We start from the raw sequence: 12,403 nt of genomic DNA, 5'->3' as shown, positions 1-12,403 counted from the left end.
GGTTGGTTTATTCATTAGCAAAAATATCTCTTAATACTTCTTTATCGTCGAAATGGTGCTTTATACCTTTGATTTCCTGATAATTCTCGTGTCCTTTCCCGGCAACTAAAATGACATCTTTAGCTTGGGCTAGCATACAAGCTGTACGGATTGCTTCTTTACGGTCGGCTATGCTTATCACTTTACGCATATCCTCTTTAGTCAGTCCTGCCAGCATATCATTGATGATTTCCTGCGGCTCTTCAAACCGGGGATTGTCAGAGGTGATAATGACCTTATCGCTTTGCTTTACCGCTTCTTGTGCCATCAAGGGGCGTTTGCCTTTATCGCGGTTGCCGCCGGCGCCTACTACCGTAATTACATTACCTTTGCCATTCAGAACCTCGTGAATGGCATTCAGCACATTTTCCAAGGCATCCGGAGTATGGGCATAGTCCACAATGGCGGTGTATCCCTTGGGTGAGCGCAGTGAGTCAAAACGCCCGGCAACGGGGCGAAGAGTACTCAATGCCAGCAGTACCTCTTCTGTTTTTTTCCCAAGCAGGCAGGCTGTTCCATAGACTGCCAGCAGATTGGAAGCATTGAAGCGTCCGATGAACTGTACATTGACTTCCACATTATTTATATCAAGCAGCATTCCTTCGAATCCATCTTCCAGCACTTTTCCTTTAAAATCACTCAAACTGCGCAGCGAATAGGTGTGTACCTTTGCTTTGGTATTTTGAGTCATGACCAATCCGTTTTTGTCATCCAGATTGGTTAAGGCAAAGGCTGTTTTAGGCAGACTGTCAAAGAATGCTTTTTTGGCTTTCAGATAGTTCTCTACAGTTTTATGGTAGTCCAGATGGTCACGGGTAAGGTTGGTAAATATACCGCCTGCAAATTTTAAACCACCAATTCGTTTTTGTGCGACTGAATGTGAGCTTACTTCCATAAAGGCATATTTGCATCCTTCATCTGCCATGCGTCCCAGCAGTTTGTTTAGTGTAATAGGGTCAGGGGTGGTATGGTCAGTTGGAATGGCTTCCTCATCTATATAATTGCATACAGTGGAAATGAGTCCTGTTTTATATCCGAATTTACGGAACATATTATATAATAAGGTAGCAATAGTAGTTTTTCCGTTGGTGCCTGTAACACCGACCAGTTCCAATTTCGAGGTGGGGTCACCGTAAAACGTAGTTGCTAGTTTCCCGACAACGTCTTCCGTGTCGTTCACTTTTATGTAGGTAACATTTTCAATTAATGTCTCAGGAAGGTTTTCACATACCACTGTACGGGCTCCTTTTTCTATTGCTTTTTGAATATAAGTATGTCCGTCAGTCTGCGTCCCTTTTACAGCAATGAAAATATGACCAGGCTCTATCAGGCGCGAGTCCATGTTTATTCCCGAAATCTCTTGGGCCATATCACCTATGATTTCATTGACTGTTATTCCTTTAATAATCTTTTCCAGTTTCATATTCTTCCTGTTACACTGTTAATTTAATCGTAATTGTATGGTCTGTCCTTTGCGCAAAGTGTTGCCGGCCGGGATACTTTGTGACTTCACTTTACCGATGCCGGTAATGCGGGCTTTCAATCCCATGCTTTCAAGTAGATAGACAGCATCCTTTGCGCCCATACCAATAACACTTGGTACAAGTTTATTGTTAATGTCTTTTTTGTTGAATAATACATTGTCCGGATTACTAGTCACATTTCCCCATACCGGTTTGCCTTCGGTTGATTGTTCCGAAACTCCGGATGAATTTACATTTATCCGGTTCAGTACATAATGCGCCGCACTTATATCCCCGTTTTTCACATCCGGAATAAGGATAGAAGTTGAGTCTTTTGCTTCTTTCAAATCTTGTGCCAGATGTTTGGCAAATACGCGTTCGGCAATTTTACTGAACACGCTGCCGGCCATCAAACCACCCGAGGCGGGGAGTCCAGGTTTCTGGATGGCTACAATGCAACTGTATTTAGGCGCTTCTGAAGGAAAATATCCACAGAAACTTACCAAATAACGGCGTGTGCCATTAGTGTATCCGGCTTTCCCTTGTGAAACCTGTGCAGTACCGGTTTTCCCGGATACATGGAATTGCTTGGATCCTGCTTTCTTTCCCAGCCCTTCGCTGACAACTTTTTCCAAAATTGTTTGTATCTCGCTGATAGCCTTGGGGGAAGCGATGGCCGGATTGAGTATTTCAGGAGCAATATCTTCCACCACCTGCCCGTCTTTGACTATTGATTTCACAAAACGAGGCTTGACCATTACTCCGTTATTGGCTATAGCATTATAAAATGCCAGTGTATTGATGGGGGGAATTTGGGTTTCATAGCCAATAGACATCCATGCCAGTGCAGTACGTGACCAATTGCTCAAGTCTTTGTTGGGGATGCGGATGTTCGGCTTGCCGGCACCGGGAATATCGAGATCTAACGGAGTGGCAATGCCTACTCGATGCAGTCCGCGTACAAACTTTTCCGGATTATCATGATAATGATCATCGATCAACCGTGATACACCGATGTTTGAGGACACCATCAATGATTTTGTTGTGTTGATAGTGCCGTAGCCTCCACGATGCCAGTTGTGGTCTTTCATATAGCGACCGTGCATCATATAGACTCCGTTACCGGTTTCTACCACCGTTTCCGGAGTGATGACTCCGTCGTCCAGTGCTACCAGTATGGATGCGGTTTTGAAAGTAGAGCCTGGCTCCATCATGTCTGAGATGGCGTTATTGCGTATTTCTCTGTAAATGCCGTCATTACATTTGGTCATGTTGACGATAGCTTTGATGTCTCCCGTCTGCACTTCCATCAGAATAGCGACGCCTACAGTGGCGTTGATTTCTTTCAATTCATCTACCAATGCTTTTTCTGCGATGTCTTGCATACCTACATCAATGGTTGTAATGATATCACAGCCATCTACAGGAGGGATGTCTACAATGTTCAGGTATTTGTTCATTACCTTTTGACGATGAGTGATACCGTTTCTGCCTTTTAATATGGAATCGTATGAAAGTTCCAGCCCGTTCTTTGCACCTTGTTCTATATCAGGAAACATATCTCCCAATGTACGCATAGCCAGTGAGCCGAAAGGCTTTTTCCGCTGATTGAATGCCTGTTCATGGAATCCGCCTTTGTATTTGTTCAGATTAAATACGGGCAGACGTTTTGCTTCTTTATATTGTATATAAGAAATGCGTTTGGGGTAGAGTAGCCAACTGCGGCTCTCTTTTTTTCTTCCGTTTTTGATGTGCTGCTTGAAAAAGGCGGCACTTTTATCAGGGAATATTTCATGTAATCCTTTGCAGATTGTGTCAAGATTTGCATAAAGAACTGAGTCTTTGATATGTTGTAGCTTCAGCCGTGTCTTTTCCTCTTCTTCGGTTTCGCCCTTCCTCTTATTTATCATGAAGTCCATGTAAATCTTATATTCGGGAAGGCTGCTTGCCATCAGCTGGCCGTCGGATGAGATGATGTTGCCACGGGTAGGACGTACGGTGACGTTTTCTTTTACAAAACGGTCGGCTACGTCTTTCCAGTATTGACGCTCGGCAAACATGATGACACCGGCTTTGCAGATAATGGCAATACCTATCAACACCATGACCAGGATGATGAAGGAGAAGCGGAGCATTATGTTTTTTTGGTTGGGCATCATGGGCTTAGTCTTTCTTTATTAAATAAGGACGGTTGGTAGCCGTTTGTAAGGGGCTGTCTTCCGTCGAAATATATTCTTCAATACGTGATTGGCGGCTCTTTTCCATCAGTTCGGAAGAACGTGTCAATGCATCGTATTTGATATCGATCAAATCTTTTTTCAACTTATCAATTTCAATGAGTTCCTGTTGACTGCTATAACGGTTGTCTATGTATAGTACAGTCAGGATCATGATGAGAATTAGCAAACGGGTTTGTCTTTTGAAGAAGTCGTTTGCAAGGATATCTCCTCCCAATATGCTGCGGATAGACATGTGCTTGGGCGAAGCAGATTGTCCGTCTTTAGGTTGTTGTGCATTTTGTTTCAGTTCTTCTTCCATCTCGTTATCTCTTTTCTGCAATTCTCAACTTGGCGCTTCGGGAGCGCGGATTGCATGTCACTTCTTCGTTGCCGGCAACAATAACTTTGCTGTTGACTAATTTGAAAGGTGTCTGTACATTACCAAAGAAATCCTGTTCGGCCTTGCCTTCTATGTTTCCGGTTTTCATGATATTTTTTACCATGCGGTCCTCTAAGGAATGATAGGTGATTACTACCAGTCTGCCTCCCGGTTTCAGTGCTTTGGTTGCTGCATAAAGCATTTCTTTCAATGCTTCCATTTCCTGATTTACCTCTATACGTAAAGCTTGGAACACCTTTGCGAGTTCTTTTTTTTCACGTTCCCGCCCAAAAAGCGGTTTGATGACTTCAAGAAAATCACCGATGGTGATAATTTGTTTTACCCCTCGTGCTTTAACGATGGTTGATGCCAGTTTGCGGCTGTTCTTTAATTCACCATATAAATAGAAAATATTAGCCAAACGTTCTTCGTCATAGGTATTCACCACATCTGCTGCTGTCATGCCTGCACGTTTGTTCATCCGCATGTCCAATTTGCCCTCGAAACGGAATGAGAATCCGCGTTCGGAGTCGTCAAAGTGATGTGAGGAAACTCCTAGATCGGCCAAAATGGCATCTACCTCTTCCACGTCATAATAACGCAGAAAGTTGGAAAGGTAGCGGAAGTTACTACGCACAAAAGTGAAGCGGCTGTCGCTTACAATATTTTTCTCGGCATCTTCATCTTGGTCAAAACTATATAGATGCGCGGTGCTATCCAGCCGGCTTAGAATTTCCTTGGAATGTCCTCCGCCACCGAAAGTGGCGTCTACATAAATACCTCCGGGTTGAATGTTCATTCCGTCTACGCTCTCGTTTAATAATACCGGTATATGATATATCTGTTTTGCTTCACTCATTCTATTTCTACGTTGTTATTAGTTCCCATAATTTCTTCCAATTCTTTTCCAAAGTCCTCCGGCGTGATGAAGGGTTTGTCTGCTAGTTCTTTAGACCAGATTTCTATAGTGTCGTCCAATCCGATAAAGCGTACATCTTGCTGTATTTTAGCTAATTTCAAATATCGTTTTGGAATCAGAAAGCGCCCGTTTCCATCCAATGTGATAACTTCTACATCCGAAACGAACTGACGGAAAATCATTTGGTGTTTGGAATTCCAACGATTGAGCTTACAACGTAGTTCATTCATTTGTTCGTTCCACACATTTTCGGGGTAAAGAACCAGACAGTCTTGGTAGGTGTCTTTGCGTAAAATCAAGCATTCTTGGGAGGCAGCTTGTAACTGCTTCCTAAATACGGCAGGCAGGAACACTCTGCCTTTTGCGTCCGTCTTTGCTTCAGAATTCCCAAGAAATCGCATATCTACACCTTATTATATTGTTCAAGGTGTAAAATTACACAATTCCCCACAATTCCCCACAATATTTTAAGAAAATATTTCGAGAAGTTTTCAACAGGCTGTTAATGTAGCTAGTAGCTTGGTAAACAGTACGTTTAAATTTAATGATTTTATGATAAAAAATAATGGAAAGAGTTGGCTGTCGGAGGTTGAAAAACGAAACCAAACTATTGCACATTCGTTTTTATTTTGCGCAAAAATGAAAGAATTTGTATAGTTTCATACACAAAAACTCTTAATTTCTTTAGAGATTAAGAGTTTTTTCTGTCATAAATTGCCAATATAAAAAAAGATAAGTTACTTTTGCATGGAAAAGAACGTTTGCAAAATGACTGACGACTCTATATTTTTAATCGACATAGAAAAGATATTGAAAACGAAAGCCGGGAAAAAATATAAATATATTCCCCGTTTTGTCGTTTCGTACCTGAAGCGTATTGTGCATCAGGATGAACTGAATGTCTTTTTAAAAGACTCCAAAAATAAAGTCGGAGTTGACTTTCTGGAAGCTTGTATGGAGTTCCTAGATGCAAAAGTGGAGATAAAAGGTTTGGAAAACTTGCCTGAAAACGGTAAATGTACTTTTGTTAGCAATCACCCGCTGGGAGGACAGGATGGAGTTGCTTTGGGGTATATATTGGGAAAACATTACAATGGTAATGTACGCTATTTGGTCAATGATTTGTTGATGAATTTGCATGGTTTGGCTCCTTTGTGTATTCCTATCAATAAAACAGGCTCGCAATCCAGGGATTTCCCAAAGATGGTAGAGGCAGGGTTTGCCTCGGATAATCATATCATTATGTTTCCTGCGGGGTTATGTTCCCGTAGACAGGGTGGGGAAATCAAGGATTTGGAATGGAAAAAGACATTTGTCACTAAAAGTATTGAAACGCATCGTGATGTGGTACCTTTGCACTTTGAGGGCCGGAATTCAGACTTTTTCTATAATTTGGCAAATATATGTAAGGCCCTTGGCATTAAGTTTAATATTGCTATGCTTTACTTGGCAGATGAAATGTTGAAAAATCGTCATAAAACCTTTACCTTGACCATTGGAAAACCCATTCCTTGGCAAACTTTCGACAAGACAAAGACCCCGGCTCAGTGGGCGCAGTTTGTAAAAGATGTAGTCTACAAGCTATAATGGACAAAAGAGAGAATAAAAGATATGGAAGAAATTATTGCACCGATTAGCAAAGAGATTCTCAAGGCGGAACTTTCCGAGGATAAACGCCTGAGGTTTACGAATAAAAGTCATAATGAAATTTATGTCATTACGCATCAGGATTCGCCAAATGTGATGAAGGAGATTGGCCGATTAAGGGAAATAGCCTTTCGTGCTGCAGGTGGCGGAACAGGAAAGGCGATGGATATCGATGAATATGACGTGATGGAAAATCCCTATAAGCAATTAGTTGTATGGAATCCTGAAGCGGAGGAGATTTTGGGAGGCTATCGTTATCTCTTGGGGGATGAGGTGCAATTTGATGAACATGGAAAGCCTTTGCTGGCTACTGCTCACATGTTTAATTTCTCGGAAGTTTTTTTGAAAAAATATTTGCCTTATACGGTGGAGTTGGGGCGTTCGTTCGTTACATTAGAGTACCAGTCAACCCGTGCCGGTTCCAAGGGATTGTTTGCTTTGGATAATTTGTGGGATGGTTTGGGTGCATTAACCGTGATTAAGCCTAATGTGAAATATTTTTTTGGTAAGATGACTATGTATCCTAGTTATCATCGTCAGGGGCGTGATATGATATTATACTTCCTGAATAAACATTTTGGTGATAAAGATAAGTTGATAACTCCGATGAAACCGCTGGAAATAGAAACAGATAAGAAAATGTTGGAAAATCTTTTCTGTTATGATTCTTTTAAAGAAGACTACAAGATTTTGAATACGGAAGTGCGTAAGCTGGGATATAATATTCCTCCTTTGGTCAACGCATACATGAGTCTGTCTCCTACGATGCGTATGTTTGGAACAGCGATTAATTATGGATTCGGAGATGTGGAGGAAACCGGAATTCTGATTGCGGTAAATGAAATCCTGGAAGACAAACGGGTGCGCCATATCGAATCGTTTGTAAAGCAACATCCTGAAGCTTTGAAAATAACTTCAGGCGCTCATCCCATACTGACCAAATAATCGGACTAATAGTAATATTGGGGGAAACATTGTCAGGTGCAGATAAAATTTACAGGATTCATCTTGCTCGCATCTGACAATGTTTTTATTATACTGCCGGCAGACTGTTGCCTTTGATCTTCCGGTAGAGGTCGAGCGCATATACGTCTGTCATGCCCGATATGTAATCCAGCACAGCTTGAATTTTTCCATATAAAGTAGGTGCGTTGACATTGTACTGTCCGGATACGCGATTGATCAGTAGTTGTGAATACGCTTTTTCCGGAGAGCGCACTGCATTGATCATCAGGTCAATCAAGGTACTGATAACTCTGAACCCTGCCAATTCTATGTCCAGTACATCACTGGAACGATAGATTCTTTGCAAGGCAATTGCAGAACAATTCTCATAGGCCTCTTTCAATGGACTGCAAATGTGCTTTATCAGTGCGCCTTCAAACTCCCCGGCTAATATCTTTTTTTCATTTTCAGTAAATACTCTTGTGCATTCCTTTATTAGTGCACCGATGACCGAAGAACGTAAATAAGCTATCTGTTCATTGACGTCTGTTACAATCCGGCAAACTTCTTCAATGCGTTTTTTTCTTTTCTCATCAAAGAACAGCATATACAGTCCTTTGGTTTCATCATGTGTCAGAAGTTTTAATTTATGCGCGTCTTCTATGTCCATCATCTGATAACAAATATCATCCGCGGCTTCTACCAGGTAGACTAACGGATGGCGTGCGTAGCGTAAAGGCTCATCCGGCTTGCTGAGCTGGATGATGCCTAATTCTCTGGCTATTTTCTGATAATCAGCCTCTTCGCTTAAGAAGAAACCGAATTTTGATTTCTTTCCTGCCAATTGTGAGGAAAAAGGATATTTTACGATGGACGCCAATGTGGAGTAGGTCATTACGAATCCTCCTTTCCGTCTTCCTTCAAATTGGTGGGTAAGGATGCGGAATGCATTGGCATTTCCTTCGAAGTGGGTTAAATCATCCCATTCCATCGGTGAAAGTTCTTTTTTCAATGCCATTCCTTGTCCTTCCGAGAAGTAAGTTGAAATGGCTTTTTCTCCCGAATGGCCGAAAGGTGGGTTTCCCAGATCGTGTGCCAGACATGCGGCTGAAACGATAGAACCTATTTCCGATATATGGGAGTCGACCAAGTCTGGGTGCTTTTTCAGAAGCTGGTTGGCGACATCGTTTCCTAAAGAACGTCCTACACAAGACACCTCAAGGCTGTGAGTCAACCGGTTGTGTACGAATACGCTACCCGGTAAAGGAAATACTTGAGTTTTGTTTTGCAAACGGCGAAAAGGTGCTGAGAAGATGAGACGGTCATAATCGCGTTGGAATTCGGAACGGTCATCTTTACGGGCCTCGTGCAGTTCTTCCATGCCGAAGCGTTTATTTGATATTAATTGTTTCCAGTTCATAATTCAGGCTTTATCTGTTTGCAAAAGTAAGAAACTTCCGTTTAAAAAACTGTAAACGCTTAGATAAATCCATCTAAATGTGTAAATTCGCACTTTATTAATCATGTGGTAATGTGCTGATTTGTTAATATGCCAATTGGCTGCGCCAGGTCTGGACTGTGCTTGTTGTCTGCAAATTATTAGCATTGCCACATAAGCATATTGATAAATTGTTAAAATTATGAAAATACAGGTAATCAATAAATCAAAACATGCTTTACCCGAGTATGCTACCGGGCAATCGGCAGGGATGGATATCCGTGCTAATCTTGACGAACCGATTGTGCTGAAACCCTTGCAACGTTGTTTGGTTCCTACGGGACTTTATATCGCATTGCCTGAAGGTTTTGAAGCGCAAATCCGTCCACGTAGCGGGCTGGCTATTAAGAAAGGCATCGGAGTCCTGAATTCTCCGGGCACAATTGATGCCGATTATCGTGGTGAAATTTGTATTATCCTGGTCAATTTGTCATCTGAGGATTTTATGATAGAAGATGGGGAGCGCATTGCGCAAATGGTTGTAGCCCGTCACGAACATGCCGAATGGCAGGAAGTGGAGGTGTTGGACGAAACGGAACGTGGTGCAGGTGGCTTTGGACATACCGGAAAAAAGTAAAAGGAAACAATGAATAGAAGATTGAAATATGTACCCATGCTATGTGTATGTCTGATAGGCATGCTTGTTTCATGCGGTACGGTGAAGAGAACTTCCGGGGTGTCCGGAAATAAAGCTGTTGTGGAGGAAAAGGATCCGCTTACTCCGGAGCAACGTCGTAAATACGACTATTTCTTTTTGGAAGCGCTCCGGATGAAAGAAAAAGGTGACTTGGATGCGGCTTTCGAAATGTATAGTCACTGTTTGGACATTTATCCACAAGGAGCTGCTACTTTGTTCGAGATTTCCCGGTTCCATATGTTTCTCAATCAGCCGGAAAAAGGGGAGGAGGCTTTGAAGAAGGCAGTGGATGCCGACCCTAAGAGTTTTTGGTACAAGCAAACTTTGGCAGCCTATTATCAAGGTAAGGGAAATTACCCGAAAGCCATTTATGTTTATGAGGATATGGCGAGTCAGTTCCCCTCACGTCTGGAACCGTTGATGGCTTTGATTGATCTCTATACCCGTACCAAGGATTATCAGCAGGTAGTTAATACATTGAACCGCCTTGAAGCCTTGGATGGGAAGTCTGAACAAATCAGCATGGAGAAATTCCGCATGTATCTGGCCATGAACAATGATCAGCAGGCATTTACGGAGATTGAGAATTTGGCGAAAGAATATCCATATGACATGCGTTATCTTACCATTTTGGGAGATGTCTATCTGAACAACGGTAAGGAAGAAGAAGCATACGAAACTTATCAGAAAGTATTGAAGGAAGAACCGGGCTATGCGCCGGCGTTGCTTTCTATGGCTTCTTATTACGAGAAAAAAGGGCAGGATAGTTTGTATCAGGTACAGTTGGATACTATTTTGCTGAATGATAATGTGGATAGCGATACAAAGATGAACATTATGCGCCAGCTTATTCTGCGTTCTGAGCAAACAAACAAGGACAGTACGAAAATAGCAGGCCTGTTTACTTCTATATTGAAGGAAAAACAAGAGAATGCAGATATCGCTATGTTGGCGGCCCAATATCTTCTGACGAAAAAGATGGATAAAGAGGCAACCCCTGTTTTGCACCAAGTGCTTGAAATTGATCCGGAAAATACGCCGGCACGCTTGCAGCTGTTGAGCTTTGCCATTCGTGAGCAGAATATGGATGAAGTAATCAAATTATGTGCTCCTGCTTTGGAATATACTCCGGATGTATTGGAATTCTACTATTATATGGGATTGGCCTATCATCAGAAGGAGAAAACAGACGAGGCATTGGAGGTTTTTAAAAAAGGAGTGAATCAAGTAACAGATAAAAGCAATAAGGATATCGTTTCTGATTTCTATGCCATTATGGGGGATCTTTATCATATAAAGAAGATGAATGTGGAGGCATATGCCGCATACGATTCCGCTTTGGTTTATAAGGAAAACAATATAGGGGCCTTGAATAATTATGCCTATTACCTGTCTGTAGAGCGTAAAAACCTGGATAAAGCGGAAGAAATGAGTTACCGTACCGTAAAGGCCGAACCTACCAATGGTACGTATCTGGATACCTATGCCTGGATACTTTTTGAGAAAGGTAAATATGTAGAAGCAAAAATTTACATTGACCAGGCTATGCAGAATGATGGAAGTAAAAGTTCCGTTGTTGTAGAGCATTGTGGAGATATTTACTACATGAATGGAGATCGTGAAAAGGCTTTGGAATATTGGCAACAAGCGGAAAAATTATCCAAGGAGCCTCCTCAAGAAGGTAGTGAAGAACGTAGTGAAAAGGAATTGAACTTATTGAGAAAGAAGATTGTACAAAAGAAATACTTTGCAGAATGATGAAACGTGTCTGTTTTTATTTGTTTAGTGCTTTGCTGATTATATTTATTTCTTCATGTTCATCTACCCGGAGTATGAAGAAAGGGGTATCTATTGGCAATTTATCCGAGTCGGAATATATGGAAGAGCTGATTAGCCGTTCTCCGGGATGGGATGCAATTACTGCGAAAATGTCATTGGCCGTTGACTTGAACGGTAAAGGACCGACTAAAGTAAATGGTACGTTGCGCATGAAACGTGATGAAGTAATCCAGCTTTCTATCGCTCCATTTTTGGGTATTGAAGTGGCACGTGCTGAAATATCTCCGGACGGAGTTTTAGTGATGGATCGTATGAACAAACGTTATGTACAAGTCCCTTTTGATGAATTGAAAAATCTGGCAAAGGCTGATTTGGATTTTCATACTTTGCAGGCCTTGTTTATGAATGAAATTTTTCTTCCGGGAAAAAAGGTGCTGACTGTCCGTGATATTTCGTCCTTTGCTGTGCGTCCTGAAAACGAAAATGCATTAATAGAAGTAAAAAACGGCAAACATTTCGCCTACCGTTTTCGTACCAATACAAATGATGGGCTGCTGAAAGAAAGTCATATCGGCTTGTCCGGTACCCGGTACGGGATAAATTGGCGTTATGATAAGTTTCGTCCGTTGGAGCAGAAACAATTTCCGGCGTCTATGACAGTGTCTTTTGAAGGAGCGAAGCAACCGGTTACGGCAGTGTTCGAACTTTCCCGACTTTCTACAAACAAAGATTGGGAAAGTCACACTGAAGTGCCTCAAAAATACGAAAAGATAGAATTGCAAGATTTGCTAAAACAGCTTATTAAACCTCAAATCCGCAACTAAGCCCTTGAACGTCCTTATTGCGTTTACACGTCCTCTCATTACTGAATTTGCAGA

General features: G+C 41.8%; 11 protein-coding genes. 5 read left to right on the top strand and 6 right to left on the bottom strand.

Going from position 1 to position 12,403, the window contains the following annotated elements:
• Positions 1-7: 7 nt before the first annotated feature.
• From AB5935_RS18370 to mraZ, 5 genes are read right to left on the bottom strand one after another with little or no spacing between them, the layout of a single operon-like run.
• Positions 8-1,462, bottom strand: coding sequence for a UDP-N-acetylmuramoyl-L-alanyl-D-glutamate--2,6-diaminopimelate ligase (locus tag AB5935_RS18370; protein WP_007834750.1), 1,455 nt, complete (start codon positions 1,460-1,462; stop codon positions 8-10).
• 18 nt (positions 1,463-1,480) lie between these two features.
• Positions 1,481-3,661 carry a penicillin-binding transpeptidase domain-containing protein gene (locus tag AB5935_RS18365; protein WP_007834752.1) on the bottom strand — a complete coding sequence of 727 codons (2,181 nt, stop codon included), beginning with the start codon at positions 3,659-3,661 and terminating at the stop codon, positions 1,481-1,483.
• Positions 3,662-3,665: 4 nt separating this feature from the next.
• Positions 3,666-4,040, bottom strand: coding sequence for an FtsL-like putative cell division protein (locus AB5935_RS18360; protein ID WP_007847173.1), 375 nt, complete (start codon positions 4,038-4,040; stop codon positions 3,666-3,668).
• 4 nt (positions 4,041-4,044) lie between these two features.
• A complete protein-coding gene (rsmH, locus tag AB5935_RS18355) occupies positions 4,045-4,959 on the bottom strand; it encodes a 16S rRNA (cytosine(1402)-N(4))-methyltransferase RsmH (RefSeq protein WP_008674321.1) in 915 nt (304 codons plus the stop codon).
• Entirely contained in the window at positions 4,956-5,420 is a 465-nt protein-coding gene (gene mraZ, locus AB5935_RS18350; RefSeq protein WP_007834758.1) for a division/cell wall cluster transcriptional repressor MraZ, read from the bottom strand. The genes rsmH and mraZ overlap by 4 nt, the downstream gene beginning before the upstream one ends.
• Before the next feature lie 367 nt (positions 5,421-5,787).
• Between mraZ and AB5935_RS18345 the strand changes: the two genes are divergently transcribed.
• Both AB5935_RS18345 and AB5935_RS18340 read left to right on the top strand, forming a co-directional pair.
• Entirely contained in the window at positions 5,788-6,606 is an 819-nt protein-coding gene (locus tag AB5935_RS18345; RefSeq protein WP_008655575.1) for a 1-acyl-sn-glycerol-3-phosphate acyltransferase, read from the top strand.
• A gap of 24 nt (positions 6,607-6,630) precedes the next feature.
• Complete coding sequence (locus AB5935_RS18340) at positions 6,631-7,611, top strand: GNAT family N-acetyltransferase (protein WP_007834762.1); 981 nt, start codon at positions 6,631-6,633, stop codon at positions 7,609-7,611.
• Positions 7,612-7,699: 88 nt separating this feature from the next.
• Here the strand turns inward: AB5935_RS18340 and AB5935_RS18335 are convergent, their stop codons facing one another.
• Positions 7,700-9,031: a deoxyguanosinetriphosphate triphosphohydrolase gene (locus AB5935_RS18335; protein WP_007834767.1), complete on the bottom strand. Its 1,332-nt coding sequence runs from the start codon at positions 9,029-9,031 to the stop codon at positions 7,700-7,702.
• A gap of 220 nt (positions 9,032-9,251) precedes the next feature.
• Between AB5935_RS18335 and dut the strand changes: the two genes are divergently transcribed.
• Genes dut through AB5935_RS18320 form a run of 3 tightly spaced genes read left to right on the top strand, consistent with a single transcriptional unit; the run spans position 9,252 to position 12,349 of the window.
• Complete coding sequence (dut, locus tag AB5935_RS18330; RefSeq protein WP_005845350.1) at positions 9,252-9,686, top strand: dUTP diphosphatase; 435 nt, start codon at positions 9,252-9,254, stop codon at positions 9,684-9,686.
• Between the two features lie 9 nt (positions 9,687-9,695).
• Positions 9,696-11,504, top strand: a complete 1,809-nt coding sequence (locus AB5935_RS18325) for a tetratricopeptide repeat protein (protein ID WP_007847170.1) — start codon at positions 9,696-9,698, stop codon at positions 11,502-11,504.
• Positions 11,501-12,349 (top strand): DUF4292 domain-containing protein, encoded by an 849-nt coding sequence (locus tag AB5935_RS18320; RefSeq protein WP_368327513.1) that lies wholly within the window; start codon positions 11,501-11,503, stop codon positions 12,347-12,349. Before AB5935_RS18325 ends, AB5935_RS18320 begins: the two co-directional genes overlap by 4 nt.
• Positions 12,350-12,403 lie beyond the last annotated feature (54 nt).

Origin of the sequence: Phocaeicola sp. RTP21198st1_B8_RTP21198_201120, assembly GCF_040929485.1 — a bacterium.
In the GTDB taxonomy this organism is placed as follows: Bacteria; Bacteroidota; Bacteroidia; order Bacteroidales; family Bacteroidaceae; genus Phocaeicola; species Phocaeicola dorei.
Note: the sequence above shows the minus strand (reverse complement) of the source record. Positions and strands in the feature narration are given on the sequence as shown.